Source organism: Streptomyces sp. NPDC019443, from assembly GCF_044389785.1.
GTDB lineage: Bacteria > Actinomycetota > Actinomycetes > Streptomycetales > Streptomycetaceae > Streptomyces.
The window spans coordinates 1-26,805 of record NZ_JBIRYJ010000034.1; the positions used below are offsets into that span (position 1 = coordinate 1).

The 26,805-nt window shown below is 69.3% G+C and carries 27 protein-coding genes, 1 tRNA gene and 4 pseudogenes; 15 read left to right on the plus strand and 17 right to left on the minus strand.

Annotated features, from left to right (window positions below; genetic code table 11):
- Nucleotides 1–201: 201 nt before the first annotated feature.
- From ACH492_RS39345 to ACH492_RS39355, 3 genes and pseudogenes are all read right to left on the minus strand, one after another.
- A complete protein-coding gene (locus ACH492_RS39345) occupies nt 202–336 on the minus strand; it encodes a hypothetical protein (RefSeq protein WP_398994208.1) in 135 nt (44 codons plus the stop codon).
- A 45-nt stretch (nt 337–381) separates the two neighbouring features.
- Nucleotides 382–618 (minus strand): annotated as a pseudogene (locus ACH492_RS39350) (hypothetical protein); the annotation flags it as partial.
- 688 nt (nt 619–1,306) lie between these two features.
- Nucleotides 1,307–1,490: pseudogene (locus ACH492_RS39355) on the minus strand (IS5/IS1182 family transposase); the annotation flags it as partial.
- Between the two features lie 558 nt (nt 1,491–2,048).
- Here ACH492_RS39355 and ACH492_RS39360 point away from each other — a divergent pair.
- Nucleotides 2,049–2,411: a hypothetical protein gene (locus ACH492_RS39360; protein ID WP_398994166.1), complete on the plus strand. Its 363-nt coding sequence runs from the start codon at nt 2,049–2,051 to the stop codon at nt 2,409–2,411.
- A 352-nt stretch (nt 2,412–2,763) separates the two neighbouring features.
- Entirely contained in the window at nt 2,764–2,970 is a 207-nt protein-coding gene (locus ACH492_RS39365; protein ID WP_398994204.1) for a hypothetical protein, read from the plus strand.
- Between the two features lie 1,234 nt (nt 2,971–4,204).
- Here ACH492_RS39365 and ACH492_RS39370 read toward each other — a convergent pair.
- Nucleotides 4,205–4,783: a hypothetical protein gene (locus tag ACH492_RS39370; protein ID WP_398994168.1), complete on the minus strand. Its 579-nt coding sequence runs from the start codon at nt 4,781–4,783 to the stop codon at nt 4,205–4,207.
- A gap of 251 nt (nt 4,784–5,034) precedes the next feature.
- Nucleotides 5,035–5,241: a hypothetical protein gene (locus tag ACH492_RS39375; RefSeq protein WP_398994170.1), complete on the minus strand. Its 207-nt coding sequence runs from the start codon at nt 5,239–5,241 to the stop codon at nt 5,035–5,037.
- A gap of 220 nt (nt 5,242–5,461) precedes the next feature.
- Between ACH492_RS39375 and ACH492_RS39380 the strand changes: the two are divergent.
- The 11 genes and pseudogenes from ACH492_RS39380 to ACH492_RS39430 all read left to right on the plus strand — a co-directional run.
- Nucleotides 5,462–5,832 (plus strand): annotated as a pseudogene (locus tag ACH492_RS39380) (XRE family transcriptional regulator); the annotation flags it as partial.
- 324 nt (nt 5,833–6,156) lie between these two features.
- The gene (locus ACH492_RS39385; RefSeq protein WP_398994172.1) at nt 6,157–7,017 is read left to right on the plus strand and encodes an arginase family protein; all 861 of its coding nucleotides are present in this window, start codon (nt 6,157–6,159) and stop codon (nt 7,015–7,017) included.
- A 27-nt stretch (nt 7,018–7,044) separates the two neighbouring features.
- Nucleotides 7,045–7,917 (plus strand): DUF2797 domain-containing protein, encoded by an 873-nt coding sequence (locus ACH492_RS39390; RefSeq protein ID WP_398994173.1) that lies wholly within the window; start codon nt 7,045–7,047, stop codon nt 7,915–7,917.
- A gap of 87 nt (nt 7,918–8,004) precedes the next feature.
- A complete protein-coding gene (locus tag ACH492_RS39395; protein ID WP_398994175.1) occupies nt 8,005–8,349 on the plus strand; it encodes an antibiotic biosynthesis monooxygenase family protein in 345 nt (114 codons plus the stop codon).
- Entirely contained in the window at nt 8,330–9,262 is a 933-nt protein-coding gene (locus tag ACH492_RS39400; protein ID WP_398994177.1) for an amidohydrolase family protein, read from the plus strand. The genes ACH492_RS39395 and ACH492_RS39400 overlap by 20 nt, the downstream gene beginning before the upstream one ends.
- A gap of 66 nt (nt 9,263–9,328) precedes the next feature.
- The gene (locus ACH492_RS39405; protein ID WP_398994179.1) at nt 9,329–10,066 is read left to right on the plus strand and encodes a response regulator transcription factor; all 738 of its coding nucleotides are present in this window, start codon (nt 9,329–9,331) and stop codon (nt 10,064–10,066) included.
- Nucleotides 10,067–10,118: 52 nt separating this feature from the next.
- Entirely contained in the window at nt 10,119–11,612 is a 1,494-nt protein-coding gene (locus ACH492_RS39410; protein ID WP_398994206.1) for a sensor histidine kinase, read from the plus strand.
- A 25-nt stretch (nt 11,613–11,637) separates the two neighbouring features.
- On the plus strand, nt 11,638–13,002 hold the full coding sequence (locus ACH492_RS39415; RefSeq protein WP_398994181.1) for a glycosyltransferase: 1,365 nt from the start codon (nt 11,638–11,640) through the stop codon (nt 13,000–13,002).
- Nucleotides 12,999–15,281, plus strand: a complete 2,283-nt coding sequence (locus ACH492_RS39420) for an ArnT family glycosyltransferase (RefSeq protein WP_398994183.1) — start codon at nt 12,999–13,001, stop codon at nt 15,279–15,281. Before ACH492_RS39415 ends, ACH492_RS39420 begins: the two co-directional genes overlap by 4 nt.
- 24 nt (nt 15,282–15,305) lie before the next feature.
- A pseudogene (locus ACH492_RS39425) lies at nt 15,306–15,733 on the plus strand (MFS transporter); the annotation flags it as partial.
- Nucleotides 15,734–15,767: 34 nt separating this feature from the next.
- Entirely contained in the window at nt 15,768–16,547 is a 780-nt protein-coding gene (locus ACH492_RS39430) for a TetR/AcrR family transcriptional regulator (RefSeq protein ID WP_398994185.1), read from the plus strand.
- A gap of 934 nt (nt 16,548–17,481) precedes the next feature.
- Here the strand turns inward: ACH492_RS39430 and ACH492_RS39435 are convergent.
- The 3 genes from ACH492_RS39435 to ACH492_RS39445 all read right to left on the minus strand — a co-directional run bounded on the left by ACH492_RS39435 (nt 17,482) and on the right by ACH492_RS39445 (nt 20,447).
- The gene (locus tag ACH492_RS39435; RefSeq protein WP_398994187.1) at nt 17,482–17,949 is read right to left on the minus strand and encodes a PPOX class F420-dependent oxidoreductase; all 468 of its coding nucleotides are present in this window, start codon (nt 17,947–17,949) and stop codon (nt 17,482–17,484) included.
- 130 nt (nt 17,950–18,079) lie between these two features.
- Nucleotides 18,080–19,969, minus strand: coding sequence for an MFS transporter (locus tag ACH492_RS39440; RefSeq protein WP_398994189.1), 1,890 nt, complete (start codon nt 19,967–19,969; stop codon nt 18,080–18,082).
- 13 nt (nt 19,970–19,982) lie between these two features.
- The gene (locus tag ACH492_RS39445) at nt 19,983–20,447 is read right to left on the minus strand and encodes a MarR family winged helix-turn-helix transcriptional regulator (protein ID WP_398994191.1); all 465 of its coding nucleotides are present in this window, start codon (nt 20,445–20,447) and stop codon (nt 19,983–19,985) included.
- A gap of 194 nt (nt 20,448–20,641) precedes the next feature.
- On the opposite strand from ACH492_RS39445, the gene ACH492_RS39450 reads away from it, so the two are divergent.
- Nucleotides 20,642–20,860: a hypothetical protein gene (locus ACH492_RS39450; protein ID WP_398994193.1), complete on the plus strand. Its 219-nt coding sequence runs from the start codon at nt 20,642–20,644 to the stop codon at nt 20,858–20,860.
- Nucleotides 20,861–20,889: 29 nt separating this feature from the next.
- Here the strand turns inward: ACH492_RS39450 and ACH492_RS39455 are convergent, their stop codons facing one another.
- The 9 genes from ACH492_RS39455 to ACH492_RS39495 form a co-directional block, all read right to left on the minus strand.
- Nucleotides 20,890–21,651 (minus strand): hypothetical protein, encoded by a 762-nt coding sequence (locus tag ACH492_RS39455; RefSeq protein ID WP_398994195.1) that lies wholly within the window; start codon nt 21,649–21,651, stop codon nt 20,890–20,892.
- A gap of 61 nt (nt 21,652–21,712) precedes the next feature.
- Nucleotides 21,713–22,576: an RNA polymerase sigma factor SigF gene (locus ACH492_RS39460; RefSeq protein WP_307662434.1), complete on the minus strand. Its 864-nt coding sequence runs from the start codon at nt 22,574–22,576 to the stop codon at nt 21,713–21,715.
- 234 nt (nt 22,577–22,810) lie between these two features.
- Nucleotides 22,811–23,656 (minus strand): RNA polymerase sigma factor SigF, encoded by an 846-nt coding sequence (locus ACH492_RS39465; RefSeq protein ID WP_307662435.1) that lies wholly within the window; start codon nt 23,654–23,656, stop codon nt 22,811–22,813.
- Between the two features lie 178 nt (nt 23,657–23,834).
- Nucleotides 23,835–24,128, minus strand: coding sequence for a Dabb family protein (locus tag ACH492_RS39470; protein WP_398994197.1), 294 nt, complete (start codon nt 24,126–24,128; stop codon nt 23,835–23,837).
- A 10-nt stretch (nt 24,129–24,138) separates the two neighbouring features.
- Complete coding sequence (locus ACH492_RS39475; protein ID WP_307662437.1) at nt 24,139–24,303, minus strand: hypothetical protein; 165 nt, start codon at nt 24,301–24,303, stop codon at nt 24,139–24,141.
- Between the two features lie 156 nt (nt 24,304–24,459).
- Nucleotides 24,460–24,544, minus strand: a tRNA-Ser gene (locus ACH492_RS39480).
- Nucleotides 24,545–24,632: 88 nt separating this feature from the next.
- Nucleotides 24,633–25,061: a tRNA adenosine(34) deaminase TadA gene (tadA, locus tag ACH492_RS39485; RefSeq protein ID WP_398994199.1), complete on the minus strand. Its 429-nt coding sequence runs from the start codon at nt 25,059–25,061 to the stop codon at nt 24,633–24,635.
- Between the two features lie 62 nt (nt 25,062–25,123).
- Nucleotides 25,124–25,654: a hypothetical protein gene (locus ACH492_RS39490; RefSeq protein WP_398994201.1), complete on the minus strand. Its 531-nt coding sequence runs from the start codon at nt 25,652–25,654 to the stop codon at nt 25,124–25,126.
- A 142-nt stretch (nt 25,655–25,796) separates the two neighbouring features.
- Nucleotides 25,797–25,988, minus strand: a complete 192-nt coding sequence (locus tag ACH492_RS39495) for a hypothetical protein (RefSeq protein WP_398994203.1) — start codon at nt 25,986–25,988, stop codon at nt 25,797–25,799.
- A 90-nt stretch (nt 25,989–26,078) separates the two neighbouring features.
- On the opposite strand from ACH492_RS39495, the gene upp reads away from it, so the two are divergent.
- Nucleotides 26,079–26,714, plus strand: a complete 636-nt coding sequence (gene upp, locus ACH492_RS39500) for a uracil phosphoribosyltransferase (protein WP_307662440.1) — start codon at nt 26,079–26,081, stop codon at nt 26,712–26,714.
- The last annotated feature ends 91 nt before the right edge of the window (nt 26,715–26,805 follow it).

Here is a 26,805-nt window from a genome sequence, read left to right on the forward strand (position 1 = left end):
GCAACCGACCCCGTTCGATAAAGTCCCTCCGAGGCCTCGAAGTAGCCAATATGACCGCTGCTGACCGTTCTGGATAGAGCTACGGATCAGAAGGTTGCAGGTTCGAATCCTGCCGAGTGCACAACAGCTCAGAGGCCCTGTGGAGAGATCCACAGGGCCTCTGGCTTTTGTCTTGACGGCAGTGTTTGACGGCAACCGTCCCTAGATCGCGGCTGTGACTCCGGCGGGGCCGTCATCGTCATCCGGTCCGTTGCCGTCATTGCCAGCCAGCGCATCGCTGACGCGATCGAAGGCGGCTCGCTGTGTGTCCAGTCGGACGAAGGTGTAGACGTCCATGGTTACGCGGATCGAGCTGTGTCCAAGGACCTCCATGATCGTCCGAGCGTCGGCCCCTTGCTCGTGGACCAGGCAGGCGCAGGTGTGCCGAAGGTCGTGGAAGCGCACTGACGAATGCCGGCGCGTCGACTCAGGACCTCGAAGGCGCGGTTCAGGTTGCGCGGCTCGATCGGTGTTCCGTTGCGAGTCGTGAAGGCCAGATCGGTTGTAGTCCACTGGTCCCCGCGTGCCAGTCGGTCGGCGTGCTGCTGAGCGCGGCGAGCACGCAGGGCGGTCACGCACACGGCGGGCAGCGGCACACGGCGCGTGGAGCGAGCTGTCTTCGTGGCCGCCCGCACCAGCTCACCGCTGACCCGCTGGAGACTCTGCCGAATTGGATCACTCCGAACTTGAAGGTCCACGTCCTTCCAGCGAAGGCCGAGTACAACGCGCCCGCGCCGCCGGTGCCAGCCTCGACCCCACGACCCGCAAAGCGCTGGACCCCGACCGCATCTCCTTCACCGTCATCCTCCGCGCCACACGCCGCCACCTGCACTACCGGCCCACCGCCGGGCAGCCCCCGCTGATCGCCATCGTCCAAGCCGAGGCCCTGGCCCTGCTCATCCCCAGACGACCCCACCGCACCAGAGCCCGCGCCACGCAAGGAAAGCAACCACCGCATCCGAGCCCCCGGACCTCTGCCAACCGGCAACGTCACCTACACCATCTGCCGCCGCGACGAGACACCCCGCGTCACACCTCAACCACCAGCCACATAACGACGCGACGTTAGGGGACAAGCCTGCCCGAGTAGCCGGCAAGCGTACGGCCGCCTGATCATGCTCGACCCCAAACCGGGCAGGACACCGGCCAAAGCCCCTCCGCCGACCTGACGTGGATGCCACCATCTGCTGGCGCCCTGATCGATGCGACAAGTGGAGCGCCCAGACGCGGGCTTCGCGGCGGCCGCGGGGTAGTGGACTCCAACGGGGTTCGTGCGGTGGAAGACGGCCACCCGCAGCACCCGGTCTGCCAGCAGCAGGCACCACGGCCGCCCGCCACCGGGACCGTTCCCGCCCGTTCCCGCACCACCTTCAACAACGCTCGAACTGCCTCATCCGCAGCTTGGTAAACGTCTCCTTCCACAACGGCCCAGCCCTCAACGCCCCACGCACAAAAGGGAAATTCTCAAATCACTGTCTTCTGCACACGCTCTAGCCGGCTTTATACGGTGTTGCGCTGCGCGGTCAAGAGGGGGTGGTCTCTGCCGCCCCGGCTGCCTCGCCGAGGCGGATCCGGAGAGCCAACGTGCAGGCCGTGAAGTCCCCCTACGATCAGGCATATGGTCCTCACCGTGCCCGCGAAGCGGCGCACCACCACGACGGGGGACAATCCATGCGGCGCTTTTCTATGACTGCTGCAGTAGATGCTGGTCTTCTTCTGCTCGGATCGTCCCCGCCCACGGCCCGTCCGACGGCCGACTGGTAACCAGTCAAGGCCAATTTGATCTGACGGTCGACGGCTGGACTGCCCGCGTCGACAAGGGCTGGGAATACACCTGAAAGTAAGCGGCCGCGAAGGTGGCGGCCGCAACACCCCAGTCGTCAACCCCGCCTCGTTCGGCTCAAGTCAGACACTGGCGCTGTGATCTGGGCACAACTCTCGCCAACTGTCCGCTATGGGGCCCGCTTACTCTCACGGCGGCCGAACGACAACTACTGAGGAAAGACCTGATGAAGAAGAGACTTCTCAGCCTGCTCGCCGCAGGCGCGGCAGTTATTGGCTCCGGCCTTGCTATCGACACCCCCGCGGTGGCGACTCCTCCGTACTGGCAGGCGGTGAGTACCAACTCGGACTGGGACTGTTCGGACTACAAGGCGCATCGTCTGTCGCTCAATATCAAGTTCAAGACGTGTATCGTGCGCAATTCCAGTGGTGGTGCCCAGGCTGTGCTTGTGGTGCAGAACAGTGGCACCAAGGCCGCCCTTATCCGTGGCGAACTCAATACATACAACACTGGCGGCGCACGCGCGGCTGCTTCGGCACAACATTCCCCGGCACGAGTGACATTTCCGCCAACTCTTCGCTGTACATGAATGGTTACGACGATCTCCACCTCTCTCAGGACTCGTGGCACGGCTAGCCTCGAACTTTCGTGACGGTCTGTCGGTTCTCCGGCGGGCCGTTTCGGCTGTTCGGGGTGGTAGCGGGCAAGCTGGTGGCCCCTGTCACGTTGGGTTAAGCGCCGGTTCCACCCTCCGGTGGGGTGGTGCTGCTCGCAGGGACGGGAAGGTGCTGGTAAGCCCGGCATTCGGCAGGGCCGCGAGCAGGCACTGGCTGCCCTCGCCCCACACGTCGAACCGTGCACGATCTGCCGTCGCGACCGAGACCTTGGCATGCTGTGACCGGCCACCCGTCGCAGCCTGAAGGCGTGCGAGGCGCCCCCCGATTGTGGTGCACCGGATTTCTCCGACCGGCGGTCGGCGGGTCACCGTGCGGGACCAGATCATGGGACTAGCCCACTCCGACCGGGACCTGCTGGAATTCCTTCGCCAAGCAGGCCTACCCGACGCAGACGATCTCCTGGACGACCCCACATGGGTCGAATGGGTGGGCGGCAGGGCGCACGAGTACAGGCCGACCGCTCCGAGCTGAGCGCTCCCGTCCACGCCCTCGATACGGGCTGTCAAGCCCCATCTTTATGCCGACATCAGCAGCTGACACCAGCAACAGCAAACCGCAGCGGTCCGCAGCGAACCTCGGCGAAGCGCTAACCGGGAGGCATTCGCCAGCGAGTAGGGTCGAGAGTGGCTCTGGACCGACCTGATAAGGATGAGGCCACAGGTTCAAATCCTGTGTACCGCGCGGGGCGTTGTCTTCATCAATGGACGGCGCCCTGTCGCCTTGACTCGGCCATTGAGTAGTCCGATCTCCTGATGGCGACCCCCCGAAGGGGAGAAAATCGGCTGTGGCCGTCCGGCTGACGTCGCGGTGTCTTGGCGCCACCGGAACCCGACATTGAGACTCCGTCGACCTTGATTCGCCTAGACCGCCCTCAAGAGGGGCGGCACCGCTGCCTGAAGACGCCCCGGGGCGCTTCCCCTGTGGAGCGCAGCGCATGCTCGCGCTAGGGTTGTTACTAGGTCATGCCGTGGGTCCGAACGCCTCTCATCAGCAACCACAGGGGCGCCTGCACGGAAACGGAGAGATCCGGCATGGGTCAGCCGCACAAGAATGAAGAGCGATTTTATCTCTATCCAGTTCAGCGTGTAGTGGCAGTCTTTCAGAGCGACGAACAGGCAGAGCGTGCCTGCCGAGACCTGGAGGCCGCGGGCGTCGATCTGTCCTGGGTGCACCTTCTGTGCGGGCCGGAGGGAGCCCGCCTTTTGGATGCCCAAGGTTCTCGCCATGGGCTAGTTGCGCGACTTACACGTTTTTTGCAGCGTGGTGCCTACGAGGGAAAAGCGCTGAGCGTCCACCACGCTGCATTGCAGCGCGGGGAGTGTGTGTTGTACGTTCCAGCGCGCAACAGAAAGAGGGTCCGCAAAGTGGTGGACGTCCTGCGTAAACACGAAGGGCGCGGGATTCTCCACTTCCGCAGGTGGGCTATCGAGGAGTTTCCCAGCACTGCCGGCGCCCCGTAGGCCATTTCGTAGCAGGGCAAGTCGTAGCCTCCAAGACAGCTGCGGTCCTCGCAAGTACGGAGTTGCGAGGAGTACGAGCGATGTAGCCGCTCTGCCCCAGGTCAGTGTCCCCGCAGCTCAACAGGACTCCGCATTCGGCGTCTTCCAAAACTGGTGCTCCGTGCCCGGTCGCGCCAGTGCTTGACTGTGTCATCGTCCGCCGACCGCTCGCTATGAACGATGATGCTGCCGACGGGTCTCACGACTCACAACGCCTTCGCGGCCCGGCGGCGCCTGCGCAAGAGGATCACACCAGCGCTGACAGCAAGCGCGAGTCCACCGCAGAGGACCAGTTTGTCGACGGGGATTCCCCAGCCAGGCTCGATCCGGAAGCGATACGTTTCCGACTCGATCCGGACGCGGTACGTGGCCGAGGCGGCGTCCCGGCACGGACCGGACTCCTCCCATGATTCGCCCGGAATTGGGCTCTGGTAACGGGATCCGGCCCACACCACGAGGCTGGCCTTGCCGGTCGGGGCTCCGCTGCCCACGCTCAGGCGCACCGTCACCCTCCCCGGATTGTCGACCTGATCCGCCTTGATGTGGTCCGGGCCCAGCGGGCGCCAGGTGCCTTCCTTATCCCTGTAATCAACCTTGGTGGCGGCAGGACGCCTCACCTGTTCGACCTCCCCAGAACCCTTGTGGAGGTCCAGGTACCACCTGAAGTCGTTGGCTGCGGTCGGCGCGGCGTATCCCCTGAAGCGTATGGAAAACGTGTGCCAGCCGCTGCCCGCGACGATGGTGCGAGGCGCGTCGATGAAGTCGAACCTGTACGCGGGGCCCACGCCTTCATCCCCATCAGCAGGCCAAACGCACTCACGGAGCGGGTCGTCAGTCGTCAGCCGAGCGTCCGCAGCTGGGGCCGCTGCAACGATCGCGACGGCGGCAACAGCGGCAGCCACGGTTCTGCCAGGCTTCATAGCCCCCCCTTGGTACGCCTGCATGTCGAAGACGAGACACCCAACCTCGGACAATGGTTGCCCCGCGGTCAGGAAATCGGAGCGCACCAGTGGCTAGGACGGTGAGGCGGTGACCGTCAGCCGGCCGGGATTTTCACTGTTATGCCGCGCTCGCGCCCATGGGCTTCGCTCGTGAAGACGATGCCGCGGGAACGGGAGAGCGGCTTCGTCGCCGCCAAAGTGAAGCGGAAGAGATTGTGGCGGCCCGGATACAGGGAGAACTGCTCTCCCTCCGTCCGGAGAGGCTCGGTGCAGTAGTACAGCGCCCCTGTGGGAACCGGCACGTCCTTGTAGTCCTCATGGAAGCCGGGCCATCTGCTCTTCTTGCATCGTCCGTCGGCCTCGCGTACCTCGACCCACTTCGGGATCTCTACGTGGACATCGGGTGCGATCGATCGCGTGCGGGCTGTCCTTCGTTGCGTATCCCTATGCGCACGTCGAAGGGCTCGCCGACGGTCACACGGACGTCGGCGCCACGGCGGCGACGTCGGGGCGTTGCTTGGCGCCGGGCGGGGGTGCAGGGTCCGGTTCCTGCTGGGTGACCCGAGGGGGAGGTGACCAGACTGCGGGAAGCCATCGAGGACGTGGCTCTGACGGTCTCCACGCGCATCAGGATCGCCCTGGAGCACCGAGAACGGCTGGGCCCCCTCGAGGGTGTGGAGGCGCGCTACAGCAGCGCGGAGAACGCCGTCAGCCACGTCAGCCTGTCGGTGTTCCTGTTCGATGACGAGGCCCTGGTCACGCCGCACCTGGGAAGACTCGTCGGGCACGACTCACCAATGCTGCACCTGCGTCGCCACGGGCCGAGCGGCATGTTCGCCCGGTTCGCCGACCATGCCGAAGAGCTCTGGAGTCACGCTCAGAGCATCGGCTGAGCGTGCCCTGGCACAAGCTGTCTGACCGTGCCGCGGTTGACGGCAGCGCTGACGGCAACGACGGCACACAACGCCTGCCAGCCGCTCACCCCACACCCGAGCCAGCAGGCCAGAATGGCCGCCACCAAGGGGCTGCCCGATCCTACGGATCAGAAGGTTGCAGGTTCGAATCCTGCCGAGTGCACACAGGTGAGAGGCCCCTCGGAGAAATCCGGGGGGCCTCTTGCGTTGCCCGTACCCCTTCGTCCGTCCCGGTCGCGCGGTCGCCGTTGACCGCCCATCATCGACAGCGACCAGAGCGTGCGTCCGACGAAGGAGTTCGGAGTGCGAGAGCCGGCGATCATCGAGGCGCCGTCCGTCCTTGGGCTGCGGCCGTCCGGGGTTGAGGAGCTGCCCGCGGCGCTGGTCGGGGCCGGGCTCGGAGATCGGCTTGGGGCGGTGCGGGCGGGGAGGGTTGAGGCGGCGGCGTACGACCCGGCGCGGGACCCGGAGACCGGGGTGCTCAATCCGGTTGGTATCGCCGATTACTCCGTACGGCTGGCGGACGCTGTTGGCGGGGTCATCGATCGAGGGCTCTTCCCCGTCGTCCTCGGCGGGGACTGCAGCATCCTGCTCGGCAATCTCCTCGCGCTGCGCCGCCGGGGTCAGTACGGCTTGCTGTTCCTCGACGGGCACACCGACTTCTACCAGCCGACCGCGGAGCCGACCGGTGAAGTGGCGTCGATGGAGCTCGCCCTGGCGACCGGGCGCGGGCCGCGGGTGTTGGCCGACATCGAAGGTCTTGGGCCGCTGGTGCGGGACGAGGACGTCGTCGCCTTCGGGTTCCGGGACTCCGAGGAGTCCGCGGCGGCCGGGATGCAGCCACTGCCGGAGCGGCTGCGTGCCGTCGACCTCGACGGGGTGCGTGCGATTGGGGCGGCTGCGGCGGCGCGGCAGGCCGTCGGGCGGCTCGGCGACTACTGGGTGCACCTCGATGTCGACGTGCTGGACGACGCGCTCATGCCGGCTGTCGACTACCGCCTGCCCGGTGGGCTGAGCTGGGCCGAGCTGGAGAGCGTGCTGCGGACGGCGCTGGGCGACGAGCGGGCCGTCGGCCTGGATGTGACGATCTTCAATCCGCGCCTCGACCCCGACGGGACCATCGCCGCTCGCCTCGTCGAGTGCCTGTGCCGAGGGCTCGGGTAGCGTCCCGCGTAGTGGGCGGAGGTGTGTATGGCGTGGCGGTGCGCCGGGCTCAGCTGGCCGCGCGGGGCGCGGATGGCCGTACTCGCGTGGGAAGGCGGGCGGGTCAGCCCGCTGGCCCCTGGGAAAGAGCTGGGGTTCCGGGCGGAAGGGCAGCGGCGGTGTGTCGGGGCGCGTGGGAATCCCTGTCCCCTGCTGGCCGTCGTGAGCGGGCGGGCGACAGGGGCGCGGTGTGCGGAGTGTGCGCGGCTGGACCGGGCGCACTCGGTGGCCGCCGACACCATGGCCGACGACCCGCGGACGTACCGCGTGTATCTCGCCTGGTTCGGGCCGGGGATGGTCAAGGTCGGGATCACCGCGGAGGAGCGCGGGCCCGCGCGGCTGCTTGAGCAGGGGGCCGTGGTCTTCAGCTGGCTCGGGCGCGGGCCGCTGATGGCGGCGCGGCGGACCGAGGAGTTGCTGCGCAGTGCGCTGGGGGTGCCGGACCGGATTCCGTACGCGGACAAACGGGCGGTGCGGTCCGCGCTGCCGGGGGCGGCCGAGCGGGCCGCGGAGGTCGAGGAGCTGCACGGGCGTGCGGTCGGGCTTGCCGGGTGGGCCGAGTCGCTGGAGCGCATCGGCTTCGAGGCGGTCGACCACACCGGGGTGTTCGGTCTCGAGGGGCTGCCGGCCGCGACGGGGGTGGTGCGCGAGCTGGTGGACGGCGGGGTGGTTGCCGGGCGGCTGGTGGCGGCCGCCGGGCCCGATCTGCATCTGCGGACCGCGGGGGACGGACTTGTCGTACTCGATACCCGGCTGATGACCGGGTGGGCGCTCGTCGGGTCCGACTCGGGGGCGGGGGTGACGGTGCCCCTCGCCGACATGGGCCCCGCGCCCGGATCGGTGCAGGACGGGCTCTTCTGACCGGATGGTCAAGTCTTGGATCCCGTTTGGATCCCTTACGGCAATGAGGGTGGACACCTCCCTGACCTGGCACGGAAGGTGGGCGTCATGAGCATCGAAAGCATCAGGCCTGTCGCGGCACATGAACCGCCTTACTACACAGTGGTGTTCACCTCCGTTCAGACCGAGCGGCCCGAGGGCTACGGCGAGACCGCCGAGCGGATGAAGGAACTTGTGCAGGGGGTCCCCGGCTTCCTGGGATACGAGTCGGCGCGCACCCCCGGCGGGCTCGGGATCTCAGTCGGCTACTTCAGGGACGAGGAATCCATAGCCGTCTGGCAGCGGAATCTGGAGCACCAGGCCGCGCAGAAGCGCGGACGCGCCGAGTGGTACGAGAGCTACAGCGTCCATGTGGGCAAGGTCGAGCGGAGTTATGGCTTTGAGCGTGAGTGACGGCAGTGAGACGGCGGACCAGGACGAGGCCGCGGAAGTACGGGAGTTCTGGACGCGGCTCGGACTGCCCGGGCTCGTCGACGTACACACCCACTTCATGCCGGAGCAGGTCCTCAGGAAAGTGTGGGCCTACTTCGACGCCGTCGGGCCGCTGACCGGCATGGAGTGGCCGATCACCTACCGGCACGAGGAGGAGCGACGGGTCGCGCTGCTGCGTGACTTCGGGGTTCGTGCCTTCACCTCGATGCTCTATCCGCACAAGGCGGGCATGGCCGAGTGGCTGGGCGGCTGGGCCGCGGACTTCGCCCTGCGCACACCCGAGTGCCTGCAGACCGCGACCCTCTTCCCCGAGGAGGGAGTCGAGCGGTACGTGCGCGAGGCCGTCGAGCGCGGGGCCCGGATCTTCAAGGCGCACCTTCAAGTCGGGGCGTACGACCCCAATGACGCGCTGCTCGATCCTGTGTGGGGGCTGCTCGCCGATGCCGGGGTACCGGTGGTGGTGCACTGCGGGTCCGGGCCGGTGCCCGGCAAGCACACCGGGCCCGAGCCGGTGGGGCGGCTCCTCGCGCGGCATCCGCGGCTGCGGCTGGTCGTGGCGCACATGGGGATGCCGGAGTACGCCGACTTCCTCGATCTCGCGGAGCGGTACGGGGAGGTCCGCGTCGACACGACGATGGCCTTCACGGACTTCAGCGAGCGCTTCGCGCCCTTCCCCGAGCGGGAGAAGGGGCGGCTGCTGGAGCTGACGGACCGGATTCTGCTCGGGTCCGACTTCCCCAACATTCCGTATCCGTACGCCCACCAGCTACAGGCGCTCGAACGGCTGGGGATCGGGGACAGCTGGCTGCGGGCGGTCTGCCACGACAACGGAGCGCGGCTCTTCGACCTGCCCGCCGCTCCCGACCCCTCCTAGCGCTTTCTCAGGGAATTCACAGGGAAGGGCAAGGACCCTCTCAGGGCGAGGTCGCAGGGTACGAGCATGACCGCGACCTCGCCCCAGGGGCGTACCGAAATGCTCAGGCCGGACGGCAGCCCCGTCCGGGTGCTCGTCGTGGACGACGAGGCGGCGCTGAGCGAGCTGCTGTCCATGGCCCTGCGCTACGAGGGCTGGGAGGTGCGCAGCGCCGGGGACGGCGCCGGCGCGGTGCGTTCGGCGCGCGACTTCCGGCCGGACGCGGTGGTGCTCGATGTGATGCTGCCCGACATGGACGGGCTCGCGGTGCTGGGGCGGCTGCGGCGCGAACTGCCCGAGGTGCCGGTGCTCTTCCTGACCGCCAGGGACGCGGTCGAGGACCGGATCGCGGGGCTGACGGCGGGCGGCGACGACTATGTCACCAAGCCGTTCTCGCTGGAGGAGGTCGTGGCCAGGCTGCGCGGGCTGATCCGGCGGTCGGGGACGGCGGCCGTACGAAGCGAATCCCTGCTGGCGGTGGGGGACTTGACGCTCGACGAGGACAGCCACGAGGTGAGCCGGGGCGGGAAGTCGATCCATCTGACCGCGACCGAGTTCGAGCTGCTGCGCTTTTTGATGCGCAATCCGCGGCGGGTGCTCAGCAAGGCGCAGATCCTCGACCGGGTGTGGTCGTACGACTTCGGCGGGCAGGCCAATGTCGTCGAGCTCTATGTCTCGTATCTGCGGAAGAAGATCGACGCCGGACGTACGCCGATGATCCACACCAGGCGTGGGGCCGGCTATCTGATCAAGCCCGGTGAGTAGGACCCGGAGCCGCCGGTGGTCGCTGCGGACCCGGCTCGTGGTCTCCGCGGTGATGCTGATCGCGGTGGTGGCGGCGGTGATCGGTACGGTCACGACGATCGCGTTCGACAGCTATATGTACGGGAAGCTCGACGACCAGCTGCGCAGCATCGCCGTACGGGCCGATCCGCCCAAGGGTCTGCCGGGGCCCGCAGCGCTTGAACCGGCCCGCGAGCCGCTGGAGTTCCTCGGCGGCGGCGGCCAGCCCTTCGGCACCGTCGGTGCTGTGGTCTCCCCGGGCGGTGGGACGACCGAGTCCAGGAGGACCGTCGAGAGCACCACCAGCGGGCTGCACCGGGACGACTCCAGACCCCTCGACGATGCCCAGGACCGGGCGCTCGCCGCGGTGGCGCGCGACGGGCAGGTGCACAGCGTCGAGCTGCCGGGCCTTGGCGGCTACCGCGTGCTGTCCGTCAGCACGCACACCGGACTGACCGTTCTCGTCGGGATCCCGGCGGGCGAGGTCGAGGACGCCCTGCGCACGCTGATCGTCGTCGAGTTCTGTGTCGCGGGTGCCGGGCTGACGGCCGCCGGGATCGCGGGCACCGCTCTGGTCGGGGTCGCGCTGCGGCCGCTGCGGCGGGTCGCCGCGACCGCTACGCGGGTCTCCGAACTGCCGCTGCACAGCGGCGAGGTGGCCCTGCACGAGCGGGTCCCGGACGCCGAGGCCGATCCGCGGACCGAGGTCGGTCAGGTCGGCGCGGCGCTCAACCGGATGCTCAACCATGTGCACTCCGCGCTGCACGCGCGGCAGGAGAGCGAGACGCGGGTACGGCAGTTCGTGGCGGATGCCAGCCATGAGCTGCGTACACCGCTGACGTCGATACGCGGCTACGCCGAACTCACCCGGCGCGGCCGGGAGCACGTCGGCGCGGACACCCGCCATGCGCTGGGGCGGATCGAGGCAGAGGCGACCCGGATGACGGGCCTGGTGGAGGATCTGCTGCTGCTCGCCCGTCTCGATGCCGGACGCCCGCTCTCGTACGAGAACACTGATCTCTCACCGCTGGTCGTGGACGCGGTCAGCGATGCGCGGGCGGCGGGCCAGGACCACAAGTGGCTCCTCGAGCTGCCGGTCGAGCCCGCGGCGGTACGGGGCGACGGCGCCCGGCTCCATCAGGTGCTGGTCAATCTGCTGGCGAACGCCCGTACCCACACACCGCCCGGCACGACCGTCACCGCACGGGTGTGGTGCGGCGATGTCGCCGGGGCGGGCCCCACGGTCGTGCTGGAGGTCGAGGACGACGGGCCCGGCATCCCGCCCCAGCTGCTCCCGCACATCTTCGAACGGTTCGCGCGGGGCGACGCGTCCAGGTCCCGGCACGCCGGGTCGACCGGTCTCGGCCTGGCGATCGTGCAGGCGGTGGTGACCGCGCACGGCGGCACGGTGGGCGTGCGGTCCGAGCCGGGGCGCACGGTCGTCGGCGTACACCTGCCCGCGGACCTGGTGGCCCGGGCTCCCGCGTACGACTCACAGACGGGGCACAGGCACATCACACAGCCGTGACAGCGCGCCCGCCGAGTGTCGTTCCATGCGAACCGACACCCCAAGGGGGACTCTGCCGGCCCGGGAGCATCTGCTCGCCGACACGGCCGACCTGCCCGTACTCGACGTGGTGATCCCGGTCTACAACGAGGAGGACGACCTCGAGCGGTGTGTGCGCAGACTGCACGACCACCTCGCACGGACCTTCCCGTACGGCTTCCGGATCACCGTCGCGGACAACGCGAGCACCGACAGCACGCCCGAGGTGGCCGCCCGGCTCGACCGCTCGATCGCCGAGGTACGGGCGTACCGGCTGGAGCAGAAGGGCCGGGGGCGTGCGCTGCGCACCGTGTGGTCGCACTCCGACGCGCCCGTCCTCGCCTATATGGACGTGGATCTGTCCACCGACCTCAACGCCCTGCTGCCGCTGGTCGCGCCGCTGATCTCCGGGCACTCGGATCTCGCGATCGGATCCCGGCTCGCGCGCTCGTCGCGCGTGGTGCGCGGCCCGAAGCGGGAGTTCATCTCGCGCGCCTACAACCTGATTCTCAAGTCGTCGCTGGCGGCGCGGTTCTCCGACGCGCAGTGCGGATTCAAGGCGATACGGCGGGAGGTGGCCGAGCGGCTGCTCCCGATGGTCGAGGACACCGGATGGTTCTTCGACACCGAGCTGCTGGTGCTGGCCGAGCGAGCCGGGCTGCGTATCCACGAGGTGCCGGTGGACTGGGTCGACGACCCCGACTCGACGGTGCACATCGTGAGCACGGCGACCGAGGACCTCAAGGGTGTGTGGCGGGTGGGGCGGGCGCTGGCGGTCGGCGCGCTGCCGCTGGACCGGCTGGCGCGGCCCTTCGGGGACGATCCGCGGGACAGGCAGCTGACCGGAGTGCCGGGCGGACTTGCCCGGCAGCTGGTCGGCTTCTGTGTGGTCGGCGCGCTCTCGACCCTGCTGTATCTGCTGTTGTACTCGGTCTTCCGGGCGGGAGCCGGGCCTCAAGTCGCCAACGCGGGCGCGCTGTTGCTGTCCGCCGTCGCGAACACGGCCGCGAACCGGCGGCTCACCTTCGGGGTGCGCGGCCGGGACCGCGCCGTACGCCATCAGGCCCAGGGCCTGGTCGTGTTCGGCATCGGCCTCGCCCTGACCAGCGGCTCGCTGGCGGCTCTGGACGCGGCCGCCGGGAACCCGTCCCACGGCACGGAGCTGGCGGTCCTGATCGCCGCGAACCTGGCGGCGACGGTGCTGCGGTTCCTGCTTTTCCGCGCGTGGGTCTTCCCCGACCGGCGCGGTGACGTGCCCGTGCCGGGCGGACCGGGCGCACCCGCCGCCACCACTCGCGGGGACACGACCGTGCCTCTGTACGCCATGCCCCTCGACGACGAGACGATCACGATGACGAGGAATCGACGATGACCACGCAACATGACCGATACCGGGGTATGCAGCCGGGCGGTGCTGCCGCAGGGGATGCCGTGGCTGCCGCCGGGGACGCTGTCACTGTGGCTCCGCCCGTGTGGGCGGATCCCTCGGCCCCCGCGGGGCACGGACGACGGAGTTCCGCGTCGGCGCCCGCGCGCTGGTGGCGCGGGCGTGCCGAGGACGCCCGCTGGGTGCGTCCCGCCTTCCTCGCGCTCCTTGTCGCCACCGCGCTCCTCTACCTCTACAACCTCAGCGCGTCGGGCTACGCCAACTCCTTCTACTCCGCGGCGGCCCAGGCCGGCAGCGAGAGCTGGAAGGCCTTCTTCTTCGGCTCGTCCGACGCCGCGAACTCCATCACCGTCGACAAGCCCCCGGCCGCGCTGTGGCCGATGGCCCTGTCCGTACGGCTCTTCGGGCTCGGCTCCTGGCAGATCCTGCTGCCCGAGGTGCTGATGGGGGTCGCCACGGTGGGCGTGCTGTACGGGGCCGTACGCCGGCGCTTCACGCCCACCGCCGGGCTGATCGCGGGCGCGGTGCTTGCCGTGACGCCCGTCGCCGCGCTGATGTTCCGCTTCAACAACCCGGACGCGCTGCTCGCGCTGCTGATGACGGTGACGGTGTACTGCGTGCTGCGCGCCCTCGAAGGCGCGCGGACGAAGTGGCTTGTCTGGGCGGGCGTCGCGGTCGGCTTCGCGTTCCTGACGAAGACGCTCCAGGCGTTCCTGATCCTGCCGCCGCTGGCGGTGGTGTACGCGGTGTGCGCGCCGACGACGCTGCGGCGGCGACTCGGCCAACTCGCCCTCGCCGGGCTCGCGATGGTCGTCGCGGGCGGCTGGTGGGTGGCGATCGTCGAGCTGTGGCCCGCCTCCTCGCGCCCGTACATCGGCGGCTCGCAGAACAACAGCTTCCTGGAGCTGACCTTCGGCTACAACGGCCTCGGCCGGATCAACGGCAATGAGACCGGCAGCGTCGGAGGCGCTGGTGGCGGGGCCCGCGGAGGTGGCGGTGGCGGCTGGGGCGAGAGTGGCATCGACCGGATGTTCAGCGGGAACATCGGCGGCCAGATCTCCTGGCTGCTGCCCGCCGCGCTGCTGCTGCTCATCGCCGGATTCGTCGTCACCTGGCGGGCTGGGGGTACCTCCCAGGCCGGCAGGCTCTGGGGGAGGACTGACACTGCGCGGGCGGCGTTCCTGGTCTGGGGCAGTTCGCTGCTGATGACCGCGGGGATCTTCAGCTTCATGGCCGGGATCTTCCACGAGTACTACACGGTGGCGCTGGCGCCGTACATCGCCGCGCTCGTCGGCATGGGCGCCACCGTGCTGTGGGAGGAGCGGCGTTCGTTCCTCGCGTCGGCGGCGCTCGGCGGCACGGTCGCGGTGACGGCGTACTGGTCGTACATCCTCCTAGGCCGGAGCACGGACTATCTGCCGTGGCTGCGGTGGGCGGTGCTGATCGGCGGTCTTGCGGCCGCGGCGGGGCTGCTGCTCGCGGGGCGGCTCGGCCGTCGACTGGCGCTCGGCGCCGCGGTGTTGGGGATTGCGGCGTCGCTGGCGGGGCCGGTCGCGTACTCCCTCACGACGGTGAGCGAGGGGCACGCGGGCTCGATCGTGACGGCGGGGCCCGCGGTGGCGGGAGGCCGCGGTGGTCCGGGGGGTGGTGGCCCGGGCGGTGGTGGCCCGGGCGGTGGTGGCCCGGGCGGCGGGGTCGGCGGCCGGATGCAGCCGCCCGGCCAGGCGCAGGGCCAGGGCCAGAACCAGCAGGGTGGTCCCGGGGGCGGCGTGGGCCAGCCCCCGACCGGCGGGCAGCAGGGCCAGGGCCAGGGGCAGGGGCAGGGTCGGGTCCAGGGCCAGATGCCCGGCGGGTTCCAGGGCGGCGGCCAGGCCGGCGAGCGCGGCATGGGAGGCGGCATGGGCGGTCTCCTCAACGGCGCGAACGTCAACTCCAAGGTCGAGGCCGAGCTGAAGCAGAACGCCGACGACTACACCTGGGCCGCCGCGGCCATCGGCTCCCAGAACGCGGCCAGTTACCAGCTCGCCACCGAGAAGCCGGTGATGGCGATCGGCGGCTTCAACGGCAGTGACCCGTCCCCGACCCTCGCGCAGTTCAAGCAGTACGTCGCGGACGGGAAGATCCACTACTTCATCGCGAGTGGTGGTCAGGGCGGCGGGCCCGGCGGCAACTCCAGCTCCGGGATCACTTCCTGGGTCGAGTCCACCTTCACCAAGGTCACCGTGGACGGCGCGACTCTTTACGACCTGACCGACGAGAAATAGTCCTATACGGCGTACGAGGATTCCCTCGGCGGAGATGCGTACTCCGGCATGCTGCTCGGTCTTGTCGTGATGGGCGCGGGCGTCGCGCTCCCGAAGGCGGCGATGGCCAACGCGATCACGAGCGCGATCCCGCCTGCGAGGGCGGGGGTGGGCGCGGGCATCAACGGCACGCTCGCGGAGTTCGGCAACGGGCTGGGCGTGGCCGTCCTCGGTGCCGTGCTCAACTCCCGCTTCGCCGCGCTCGTACCGACGGTGGTCGGGGCGGCCTCGCTGCCCGCTGCGCCGGCGGCCGCGGGGGCGCCGGTGAGCGGGAGCGGATCTCGGACGCCTTTGCCTCCGGCCTCCAGGCGAGTCAGCTGGTCGGCGCGGTGGCGGTGCTGGCCGGTGGCCTGCTGGCCGCGATGCTGCTGGGGCGGGCGGACCGGGCAGAATCACCCAGGGCAGCGGAATAGCATCGGGGCGGGGGCCAACCGAGGAGGGTGCGCGATGGTGAGTGCGGCCGACCGCGCGAAGGGTCCCGCGCGGACGAGTGTGTGGCTGGACGGCAAGGACCGGGATCGGGATCGGGACCGGAGCCGTAAGTCGGGCCAGCCGGCCGGACTGGACCGCGACAAGATCATCGAGGCGACGGTCCGGCTGCTGGACTCCGAGGGTGCGGCCAAGTTCTCGATGCGCCGCCTGGCCGCGGAGCTGAACGTCACCGCGATGTCCGTCTACTGGTACGTCGACACCAAGGACGACCTGCTCGAGCTCGCCCTCGACGCGGTGTTCGGAACCCTCCCACTGCCGGACGTGAGCACCGAGACGGACTGGCGAGACCAGCTGCGTGAACTGGCCACGGGCTACCGGGCGTTGCTGGTGCGGCACCCGTGGGTGTCGGCGCTGATCGGTACGTTCCTGAACATCGGGCCGCACTCGATGGCGTTCTCGCTGGCGGTGCAGCAGGTGATGCGGAACACCGGGCTGCCGCCGCACGGGCAGATGGGCGGGCTGTCGGCGGTCTTCCAGTTCGTGTACGGGTTCGGAACGATCGAGGGGCACTTCATCCAGCGGTGCGCGGCGGCGGGGATGAGCCAGGACGAGTACTTCCGCCAGGCGATGGGGACGATCAGCGAGCAGCCGGAGTTCAAGGAGAGCTTCGCGAACGCGTCGGAACTGATGGAGGCGCGGGGCGGGGACACGGTGGAGGAAATGCGGGAGCGGGACTTCGACTTTGCGCTGGAGCTGCTGGTGGCAGGCATCGAAGCGATGGTTGCTCGCGCGTAGGGGGTGGCCCGGCGCCGCGGGGTGCGGGGGTCCGCGGTGCGGGCGGCGGGGGTGCCCGGTGCCGCGGGGCGCGGGCGTGCGTTGCGCGGGTCCGGGATGCCGCGGGGCGGGGGTCCGCGGTGCGGGCTTCGGGGTTGCCCTGTGCCGCGGGGTGCGTTGTGCGGGTCGTGGGGTTGTCCGGTGTCGTGGGGTGCGGGTTCCGGTGCCCCTCCGGGCTCGACTCCTCGGGGTCGGCGGCGTGAAGGGGTTGGTGTTGATCACTGGGTCCGGCCGCCGATCCCCTGCGGGGACGACCCTGCACGGCCCCTCCCCACCAGCGGGCACCCGGTACGGGTGGCCCAAGGGGTGGACGCCTCAGCTCCCCGCCTTGTGGGCCACCGCGGCGAAGCCGCCAGAGAGCGGCTCGGGGCTAGCCCCGCCTTCCTGGGCTCGGCGGCGAAACCGCCGGACCGGCCCGGGGTGCGGGTCCCTCAGCGCCACTTTCCTGTGCACCGCGGCGAAGCCCCCGGGGGTGTGGGGGCGTCAGCCCCCCACGTACCTCTTCCCCTCCCCGCAGGGGGCCTGGGGGCACGCCCCGCTTCGTCGGCTCAGCGGCGAAGCCGCCGGACCGGCCCGGGGTGCGGGGACCTCAGCCCCACCCCGTTTCCCGCGTGCTCTGCGGCGAAGCCGCCGGAGTGGCCGGGGTGTGGGGGCGTCAGCCCCCACGTACCTCTTCGCCCCCGCAGGGGGCCCGGGGGCTTGCCCCCAGTTTCGGGAAGGGGCGGGGTAGGGGAGAAAGACCGCGCTCGCACCCCGCGTACCCCTCCGCCAAGGGGACCTGGGGCGCGCCCCCCCACGCGGCGGAGGGTGGGGGAATGACCGCGCCCGCACCCCGCTCCACCACGGGGCCGAGGCACGCCCCCCACCGCGGCGCAGCCGCAAAACCCCCCGCGCGTCAGCTCTCGCTCAGCCTCGCCGGGAACCCGCCCTTCGCGATCGGCCCCCACCTCCCCGGCGTCACCCGAATGATCGACTTCCCCTGCTTCACCATCGCCTCGCGATACTCGTCCCAGTCCGGATGATCCCCCGCGATATTCCGGAAGTACTCCACCAGCGGCTCCACCGACTCCGGGGAGTCGATCACCTCCGCCGTGCCGTCCACCTGGACCCACGGCCCGTCCCAGTCGTTCGACAGGACGACCAAGCTGACCTGCGGGTTCCGCTTCGCGTTCCGGGTCTTCGCGCGTTCCGGGTATGTGGAGATCACGATCCGGCCCGAGTCGTCGACCCCACAGGTCAGCGGGGAGCCCTGCGGGGTGCCGTCCGCGCGGGCGGTCAGCAGGATTGCCCGGTGCCTGGGGCGTACGAACTCCAGCAACTCGTCCAGTTCCACCGTGGTGTTGGTGGCGATGTTGGGTGCCATGCGCGGCAGCCTAATCCTCAGGCCGTCGGCAGGCCCTCACCCTGGACGGCCCGGATGGCCGGCTTCACCCTCAGCGTCGTGCCGATGGCCGAGGAGCCGCCTCCGCTCGGAACGCCCCCCGGGGGATCGACTACTCGCCGGGGTGGGCGAGTTCGATGTCGTGGCCTTCGACCCCGCGACCGGCCACCGTCAGCGCGCCCTCCACCGGAGGGTATCCGGTCGCGATGACCGTGTACTCCCCCGTGTCCAGGTCGGCGAAGGCGTACGCCCCGTCGGCCCCGGTCGTCGCGGTGGCGACCACTTTCCCCGTGGCGTCCAGCAGGGACACCCGGGCGTCGGCCAGCGGACGGTGATCGGTGCCTGCCCACACGACACCCCGCGCGACACCCCGCGCGACACCCCGCGCGACACCCCGGACAGAACCCTCCGACGTCTCCGGCTCCGCGCTCGACTTGAGCGCCACCTCCTTGATGAACAGCGTCACCAGGAAGGCCAGCAGCGCGAACGGCGCCGAGTAGAGGAAGATGTCGCCGACCCCGTGCCCGTACGCGCTCTCGATCACCGTACGGATCGGAGCCGGCAGCTTGTCCAGGTCGGGGATGCCCCCGCCGCCCGTGCCGCCGTGGCCCAGCGCCGCGCCCTGCGGGCCGAGTTCGGCGAGCCCGTCCTTGACGTACTGCGTGACCCGGTTGGACATCACCGCGCCCAGCGCGGAGACGCCGACCGCGCCGCCCAGCGAACGGAAGAAGGTGACGACCGAGCTGGCCGAGCCGAGGTCTGCCGGAGCGACCTGGTTCTGCGTGCAGAGCACCAGGTTCTGCATCATCATGCCGAGGCCGAGACCCATGACGGCCATGAAGACCGCGATGTGCCAGTACTCGGTGTCGTACCGCACGGTGCCCAGCAGACCGAGGCCCGCCGTCAGCAGCACGGCGCCGCTGACCAGCCAGGCCTTCCAGCGGCCCGTCTTGGTGATGATCTGGCCCGAGACGGTCGACGAGATGAACAGGCCGCCGATCATCGGGATGGTCATGACGCCGGACATCGTCGGCGACTTGTCGCGCGCCAGCTGGAAGTACTGGCTGAAGAAGACCGTGCCCGCGAACATCGCGACGCCGACGAAAAGCGAGGCCAGCGAGGCGAGCGTGATGGTGCGGTTGCGGAAAAGCCGCAGCGGGACGATCGGCTCGCTCGCCTTCGACTCCACGAGCAGGAAGAACGCGCCGAGCACGACCGAGCCGCCGACCATGGCGTACGTCTGCCAGGAGATCCAGTCGTACTTGTCACCGGCGAAGGTCACCCAGACCAGCAGCAGCGAGACCGCGGCGCTGATGAAGAACGCGCCCGCCCAGTCGACCTTGACCTGCCTCTTCACCACCGGCAGCTTCAGGGTCTTCTGCAGCACGATCAGCGCGATGAGCGCGAAGGGCACGCCGACGTAGAAGCACCAGCGCCAGCCGAGCCACTCGGTGTCGGTGATGACGCCGCCGAGCAGCGGGCCGCCGACGGTGGCGACGGCGAAGGTCGCGCCGAGGTAGCCGCTGTAGCGGCCGCGCTCGCGCGGGGCGATCATCGCGGCCATCACGATCTGCGCGAGGGCGGAGAGACCGCCGACGCCGATGCCCTGGACGACGCGGCAGGCGATGAGCATGCCCGCGCTCTGTGAGAGCCCGGCGACCACCGAGCCCAGGACATAGATGACCAGGGCGATCTGGACCAGCAGCTTCTTGGAGGAGAGGTCGGAGAGCTTGCCCCACAGCGGGGTGGTCGCGGTCATCGCCAGGAGCGAGGCCGTCACCACCCAGGTGTAGGCGCTCTGTCCGCCGCCGAGGTCGGTGATGATCTCCGGCAGGGCGTTGGAAACGATCGTGGACGACAGGATGGCGACGAACATGCCGAGCAGCAGCCCGGACAACGCCTCCATGATCTGCCTGTGTGTCATCGGCGCGCCTTCGGCGGAGGAATGCCCTCCATGCTTGGCGTGGCCGCCCCGCACACCGGCTGGTGTGGTCGTAGCCATTGAGTTCCTTGTCTTACGTCGTGTCATGCGGGTGTACGGGGGCGTGGGCCCGGCAGTCTCCGAAGGAGTCGCGCAGTCTGGCGAGCATCACGATGAGCTGTCCGACTTCGTCGTCGGACCAGTCGTTGAGGTGGCGGGCGAACATGTCGGTGGTTCGCTGGGCGAGCTCGTCGAGCATGTCCAGGCCCGCGGGGGTCAGCCGCAGGATGCGGGAGCGCTTGTCGCCCGGGTCGGGGGTCCGTTCGATCCAGCCGCGCTCGGCGGCGTGGGCGACATGCCGGCTGGTCACCGACATGTCGACGGCGAGGAGTTCGGCGAGCCGGCTCATCCGCATCCCACCGTGCCGGTCCAGCAGGGTGAGCACGGCGGCGGAGCCGGACGGGCACTCGACGGGCAGGATCCGCGCGATGCCACGCTTTATGGCGCCGATGGCGCTGAGCTGGCGGGCCAGTTCCGCGTACTGACTCTGTGCGGCCATGGCCGGACCCTCCCCATCTTGTTGCTTAGGGCAACCATAGAACCCGTTGGTTGCTACAGGCAAACGAAAACGGGCTTGCAGTAGTAAAGGAACACCAAAGGCTTCGCATGCCGCCGGTCATGGCCCGCACAGCGAGATATCTGCTACCCGCCCGGGGTTGGGCCCGCCACCTGGGTTCGCTAGGGTCCTGCCCCATGGCACACAACCCCCACGCTCCCCAAGGTCAGGGCCCCGAGGGCAACTACGACCCGGCGGGCAGCACCCAGATGTTCCGCGCCTTCGTCGACGAGGGTGCGCCGCAGGGCCGCCAGGCGGCGGCACCCGCGCAGTCGTCCTCGCGCGCCGGGCTGATCGCCGGCGTCATCGCGGTCGTCGTGATCCTCGGCGCGGTGGCCTGGCTCGCGCTCGGCTGATCACGCCGACCGAGTCACCTTCCGCCGGGTCACTTCCATACGGCGGTGACGCTCTGGGTCTCGATATGCATGCCCAGCGGCACCCGCCAGGCGTCCACGCACACGGTGTACGCCTGCTTTCTCAACCCTCCCGCGGCGATCGGCGCGGGCAGGGGCTGAGCCGACTCGATGGTCGCCCAGTCGATCCCGAGTGCGCCGATGATGTGTGTCGCGAAGGTGACGGTGCCCGAGGTCACCGGTGAGCCGCCGGTGTTGCGGAACTGAACCGTCACCTTCTCGCACCAGCGCTTGTCGAGGGCGGCGCGGATCGGTTCGCCGAGCGTGAGTACGGCGGGCCCTTGGGGTGTTGGGGCAGGCTTCGGCGGTGTACCGGGCGGGGTTGGGGTGGCAGGAGGGCCGCCCGGGCCGCCCGAACCACCTGATCCGCCCGTACTTCCCGTACCGCCGCCTGAGGCTCCGCCCGTACCGGCCGGGCTTCCGGTGCCGCCTGTGACGCCACCAGTACCGCCGACGGCACTCCCCGTGCCGCCGCCCGGGACGGCGGGCAGCTCCCGCTCACCCGGCTTCCCCGGCGTCTTCCCCTCCGAGTCACCGGACGGCACGGCGCCGTCCAGCGGCACCAGTACGACCTCGCCCTTCGGCGGCACGGCGGCGCTGGGCGCCTCGTCGGGCCCGGACCCGGCGGCGCCGACCGCCACATAACCGTCGCCGCCACTGCTCCCGCACGCGGTCATCGCCCCGCCGAGGCAGAGCGCGACCGCTGCGAGAGCTGCTCCATGACGTCGTCGCATCGCGTCAGTGTGTCTGACGCACCGTCAATAAGGAACCCCCGGCCACTGGGTTCCGCCGGGTTCAGTCGGCGATCAGGCCCTCCCGCAGCTGCGCGAGCGTACGGGTCAGCAGCCGCGAGACATGCATCTGGGAGATGCCGACCTCCTCGCCGATCTGCGACTGGGTCATGTTCGCGAAGAAGCGCAGCATGATGATCTGCCGTTCGCGGGGCGGGAGTTTGGCCAGCAGGGGTTTGAGCGATTCGCGGTACTCGACGCCCTCCAGTGCCGAGTCCTCGTACCCGAGCCGGTCCGCCAGCGAGCCTTCGCCGCCGTCGTCCTCGGGCGACGGGGAGTCCAGCGAAGAGGCGGTGTACGCATTGCCGACGGCGAGGCCGTCGACCACGTCCTCCTCCGACACCCCGAGCACCGCTGCCAGTTCGGGAACGGTCGGGGAGCGGTCCAGCTTCTGCGCCAGCTCGTCGCTGGCCTTGGTCAGCGCGAGCCGCAGCTCCTGGAGCCGGCGCGGCACCCGCACCGACCACGAGGTGTCGCGGAAGAAGCGCTTGATCTCGCCGACGACCGTCGGCATCGCGAACGTCGGGAATTCCACGCCCCGTTCGCAGTCGAACCGGTCGATCGCCTTGATCAGGCCGATCGTGCCGACCTGGACGATGTCCTCCATCGGTTCATTGCGGCTGCGGAAGCGGGCAGCGGCGTACCGCACGAGGGGGAGATTGAGCTCGATGAGGGTGTCGCGCACATAGGTGCGCTCCGGGGTGTTGCCCGTGCCCGCGGCGTTCTCGGTGTCCAGCGCGCGCAGCCGCAGGAACAGGGAGCGGGACAGGGTGCGGGTGTCGATGGCTTCCGAGCTGTCAGGCACGACGGGTGCGGGAGCGCTCTTTGTGAGCGTGAGCACCTTGGAGCTGCCCTGTTCTGAGGACATGCCACCCCCTTGAGGTCGCGGACGGTCGCGGCGGCCACGACCATCGGAGGAACGCAGCCTCCACCTGAATACCGGAGGCGGGGCTGCGGCAAACGCGGTTCCGGCAGAATGTCACATGTCGGCAACACGCTGTAGTGACATGTCGACATGTATCGGGTGAATTTGCGCTGGAAAGAGGGGGTGTGCGGCTTATAGGTGGCTGAAAGGAACCCTGGAGAGGTCTACCCGTTCCAGCTACGCCTCGATCCTGTTTGCGGATCGCAGCCGCGCAAAGCTTCTGGCCAGCAGTCTTGACACATGCATCTGGGAGACGCCCAGTTCCTGGCTGATCTGCGACTGCGTCAGATTGCTGTAATAGCGGAGCATCAGGATCCGCTGCTCCCGCTCGGGCAGTTGTACGAGGAGGTGGCGTACGAGATCACGGTGCTCGACGCCGGCCAGCGCCGGGTCCTCGTAACCGAGCCGGTCGAGCAGCCCGGGCAGCCCGTCGCCCTCCTGGGCCGCCTCCAGCGAGGTCGCATGGTACGAGCGCCCGGCCTCGATGCAGGCCAGCACCTCGTCCTCGCCGATCTTCAGTCGCTCGGCGATCTCGGCGGTCGTGGGTGTGCGGCCGTGAGCGGTCGTCAGATCCTCGGTCGCGCCGTTGACCTGCACCCACAGCTCGTGCAGCCGTCGTGGCACATGCACGGTCCGTACGTTGTCGCGGAAGTACCGCTTGATCTCGCCGACCACGGTGGGCATTGCGAAGGTCGGGAACTGCACCCCGCGATCCGGGTCGAAGCGGTCGATCGCGTTGATGAGCCCGATCGTGCCGACCTGGACGACGTCCTCCATCGGCTCATTGCGGCTGCGGAAGCGGGCGGCTGCGTACCGCACCAGTGGCAGATTCGCCTCGATCAGCGCCCCACGGACCCGGGAGTGTTCCGGGGTGCCCGGTTCGAGTCCCTTGAGCTCGCCGAAGAGCACCTGGGTCAGTGCCCGGGTGTCCGCGCCCCTGCTCTGGGGCTTCCCGGCAGTGGCCGGGGGATCGTCGGGCCGCTCGTTCTGGGGCGGCACCTGAGGCGCAGTACTGGCCGGCACGGTCACGCGACCCCTTTGCGGTCAACTACGGTCAACTCATCCGTCAAAAGCGGTCATAGCATCACAAGACATGTCCACTGTGTGCAAGCACCTGATAACGCCGTGTTGACGGTAAGTTGGGATTTAAACCTCAAAAAACCCCTCGCCAGAGTGGCGAGGGGCCTGGGAAGCCGGGGGCTCAGAACTCGTAGTCGGCGATCACCCACGTGGCGAACTCGCGCCACTGTCCGGCGGCCGCCTGATGGGCCGGGTGCTCGATGTACCGGTTCAGCGCATCGCGGTCGGCGACTGCCGAGTTGATGGCGAAGTCATAGGCTATCGGCCGGTCGGTGATGTTCCAGGCGCACTCCCAGAACTCCAGCTCGGGTACGACGCCATCCAGCTCCTGGAAGGCCTTCACACCGGCGAGAACACGCGGCTCGTCGCGCTCGACGCCCTCATTGAGCTTGAAGAGGACCAGATGGCGGATCAAGGGGGCACTCCTAATTGACGAGCTCGGACATGAACTCTCCGACGCCCTGCGCGGCGCTCGAAATGCCCTCGAACCCTATCTGGACCAGGTCGGCGGCCTTGGCCGGGGAGGTGATGATCGTGTACAGCACGAAGACGACGACGATGTAGAGAGCTATCTTCTTCGTTTGCACCATCAGCCCCTGCCTCCCCTGCGATCCCTTTGGCCTCTGCAGCCCCCTGTCGTGCGTCGCGTGAGTCTAACGGGCCAGGAACCGGCCCCCACTGGGGGGCCGCACACGTCAAAGACGAAGGGACCCCGGTGCGATGCACCGGGGTCCCTTCGACAAGAGCGGTAGCGGAGGGATTTGAACCCTCGGTGAGTCTCCCCACACTCGCTTTCGAGGCGAGCTCCTTCGGCCGCTCGGACACGCTACCGGGAGAGAGCTTAGCCCAAGGTGGGCCGTGCTCTGAAATCCGTATCGGGAACCCGCATCGGGAACCTGTCGGTCAGCGCTCGCGGCGGTCAGCGCTCGCGGAAGAAGTCCGTCAGTTGCTTCGCGCACTCCTGCTCCAGCACGCCGAGGATCACCTCGGGCCGGTGGTTCAGCCGCCGGTCCCGTATGACGTCCCAGAGCGAGCCGGCCGCACCCGCCTTCTCGTCACGTGCGCCGTAGACCACCCGGTCCACCCGGGACTGAACGATCGCGCCCGCGCACATCGTGCACGGCTCCAGCGTCACGACGAGCGTGCAGCCGCTCAGCCGCCAGTCGCCGGTCAGGGCCGCGGCCCTGCGGATCGCCAGCACCTCGGCGTGCGCCGTCGGATCGCCGGTCGCCTCGCGTTCGTTGTGCCCGGCGGCGAGCAGCGTGCCGTCCCTGGCCAGCACGACGGCGCCGACCGGCACATCGCCGGACAGCGCCGCGCGCTCCGCCTCGGCCAGGGCGAGACGCATCGGCTCCTCCCAGGGATCGCGTACTGGATCACCTACGGGAGGGGATGGGGGAGCCGGAGTCACTAGCGGACGGTTTCCAGCACCTCGGCCGCGCCCAGCGAGTCCGCGATCTCCGCCAAAGCGTCCGTGTCCAGTGCCAGCAGCTCCTTCTCCGACAGCCCCAGGTCCGCGAGGACGAAGCGGTCGCCGACCGGTCCCGCAGGCACCAGCTCGCCGACCGGGGCGGACTCGCCCTCCTCGTCGTCCTCGTCCGGCTCTCCGTCCTCCGTGCCGTCGAGGTCCAGCGCGTCCAGATCGTCGGCCGGGTCCTCATCGTCCCCGCCGAGCAGTTCATTGGTGAGGATTTCCCCGTACGAGGAACGCGCGGCCGCGGCCGCGTCCGAGACGAAGATACGAGGATCCTCCTCACCCTCGACCCGGATGATCCCGAACCAAGCGTCCTCCTGCTCGATGTAGACGAGCACCGTGTCCTCGTCCACCGAGGCCTCACGGGCCAGGTCGGTCAGATCCGACAGGGTCTCCACATCGTCGAGCTCTGTGTCGCTCGCTTCCCACCCGTCTTGAGTGCGCGCGAGCAGTGCGGCGAAGTACACCGTGACTCTCCCACTGATCAGAGGTGTGACGACCGGCGGTGCAAATGCTCTGTGCCCCGCCCACTCGGAATCGTGGCAGAAACCAAGCCGATGCGAGAGGTCTTCCGTCGTTGCGTCGGCCATCAGTTCTCACCAGGACCGGTTACCAGCGGAAGGTCCGCATGCGCATCTGCTGGCGCATCCGGGCCGCTCGGGCCCGCCGTGGCTGGACGCGGTCGCGCAGTGCCTTGGCCTCATTGAGTTCGCGCAGGAACTGGGCGCGTCGCCGCCTCCGCTGCGCATCGCTCTCGGTTTCTATGTCGTACTGCTCAGGATCATGCTCAGGCTCCGGCATCGGCCACACACCACCCCACGGCTGGGTCCGTACGGTTCCACCTTCCCTCCGGACCCTCCCTTGATGCGACCCCGGGCTACTGTTGGCGCCATGCGGATCCATGTCGTCGACCACCCGCTGGTGGCGCACAAACTCACCACGCTGCGCGACAAGCGCACCGATTCCCCGACCTTCCGGCGGCTCGCCGACGAGCTGGTCACCCTGCTCGCGTACGAGGCCACCAGGGATGTGCGCACCGAGCAGGTGGACATCGAGACCCCGGTCACCGGGACGACGGGCGTGAAGCTCTCGCACCCGCGCCCGCTGGTCGTGCCGATCCTGCGGGCCGGCCTGGGCATGCTCGACGGCATGGTGCGGCTGCTGCCGACCGCCGAGGTGGGTTTCCTCGGAATGATCCGCAACGAGGAGACCCTCGAGGCTTCGACGTACGCGACCCGGATGCCGGAGGACCTCTCGGGCCGCCAGGTGTACGTCCTGGACCCGATGCTGGCCACCGGCGGCACGCTCGTCGCGGCGATCCGGGAGCTGATCAAGCGCGGCGCGGACGATGTGACCGCGGTCGTGCTGCTGGCGGCGCCGGAGGGCGTCGAGGTGATGGAGCGCGAGCTGGCGGGCGCGCCGGTCACGGTCGTCACCGCCTCGGTCGACGAGCGGCTCAACGACAACGGCTACATCGTGCCGGGGCTCGGCGACGCGGGCGACCGGATGTACGGCACGGCGGACTAGGGCGTGTTTTAGAAGTCCCTCCCCCAGAGCTTCGCCTGGGAGGTGCCCCCAGCCCCGCGACGCCTGGCACGCACTCCCCCAGCTACCGCTG

Excerpts from the sequence above, each read along its gene's own strand:
- ACH492_RS39345 (WP_398994208.1), bottom strand. The coding sequence starts at position 336 with ATGGACGTCTACACCTTCGTCCGACTGGACACACAGCGAGCCGCCTTC.
- ACH492_RS39360 (WP_398994166.1), top strand. The coding sequence starts at position 2,049 with ATGAAGAAGAGACTTCTCAGCCTGCTCGCCGCAGGCGCGGCAGTTATT.
- ACH492_RS39390 (WP_398994173.1), top strand. The coding sequence starts at position 7,045 with ATGGCGTGGCGGTGCGCCGGGCTCAGCTGGCCGCGCGGGGCGCGGATG.
- ACH492_RS39395 (WP_398994175.1), top strand. The coding sequence starts at position 8,005 with ATGAGCATCGAAAGCATCAGGCCTGTCGCGGCACATGAACCGCCTTAC.
- ACH492_RS39400 (WP_398994177.1), top strand. The coding sequence starts at position 8,330 with ATGGCTTTGAGCGTGAGTGACGGCAGTGAGACGGCGGACCAGGACGAG.
- ACH492_RS39405 (WP_398994179.1), top strand. The coding sequence starts at position 9,329 with ATGACCGCGACCTCGCCCCAGGGGCGTACCGAAATGCTCAGGCCGGAC.
- ACH492_RS39410 (WP_398994206.1), top strand. The coding sequence starts at position 10,119 with ATGCTGATCGCGGTGGTGGCGGCGGTGATCGGTACGGTCACGACGATC.
- ACH492_RS39415 (WP_398994181.1), top strand. The coding sequence starts at position 11,638 with ATGCGAACCGACACCCCAAGGGGGACTCTGCCGGCCCGGGAGCATCTG.
- ACH492_RS39420 (WP_398994183.1), top strand. The coding sequence starts at position 12,999 with ATGACCACGCAACATGACCGATACCGGGGTATGCAGCCGGGCGGTGCT.
- ACH492_RS39430 (WP_398994185.1), top strand. The coding sequence starts at position 15,768 with ATGGTGAGTGCGGCCGACCGCGCGAAGGGTCCCGCGCGGACGAGTGTG.
- ACH492_RS39435 (WP_398994187.1), bottom strand. The coding sequence starts at position 17,949 with ATGGCACCCAACATCGCCACCAACACCACGGTGGAACTGGACGAGTTG.
- ACH492_RS39440 (WP_398994189.1), bottom strand. The coding sequence starts at position 19,969 with ATGGCTACGACCACACCAGCCGGTGTGCGGGGCGGCCACGCCAAGCAT.
- ACH492_RS39445 (WP_398994191.1), bottom strand. The coding sequence starts at position 20,447 with ATGGCCGCACAGAGTCAGTACGCGGAACTGGCCCGCCAGCTCAGCGCC.
- ACH492_RS39450 (WP_398994193.1), top strand. The coding sequence starts at position 20,642 with ATGGCACACAACCCCCACGCTCCCCAAGGTCAGGGCCCCGAGGGCAAC.
- ACH492_RS39455 (WP_398994195.1), bottom strand. The coding sequence starts at position 21,651 with ATGCGACGACGTCATGGAGCAGCTCTCGCAGCGGTCGCGCTCTGCCTC.
- ACH492_RS39460 (WP_307662434.1), bottom strand. The coding sequence starts at position 22,576 with ATGTCCTCAGAACAGGGCAGCTCCAAGGTGCTCACGCTCACAAAGAGC.
- ACH492_RS39475 (WP_307662437.1), bottom strand. The coding sequence starts at position 24,303 with ATGGTGCAAACGAAGAAGATAGCTCTCTACATCGTCGTCGTCTTCGTG.
- tadA (WP_398994199.1), bottom strand. The coding sequence starts at position 25,061 with ATGCGTCTCGCCCTGGCCGAGGCGGAGCGCGCGGCGCTGTCCGGCGAT.
- ACH492_RS39495 (WP_398994203.1), bottom strand. The coding sequence starts at position 25,988 with ATGCCGGAGCCTGAGCATGATCCTGAGCAGTACGACATAGAAACCGAG.
- upp (WP_307662440.1), top strand. The coding sequence starts at position 26,079 with ATGCGGATCCATGTCGTCGACCACCCGCTGGTGGCGCACAAACTCACC.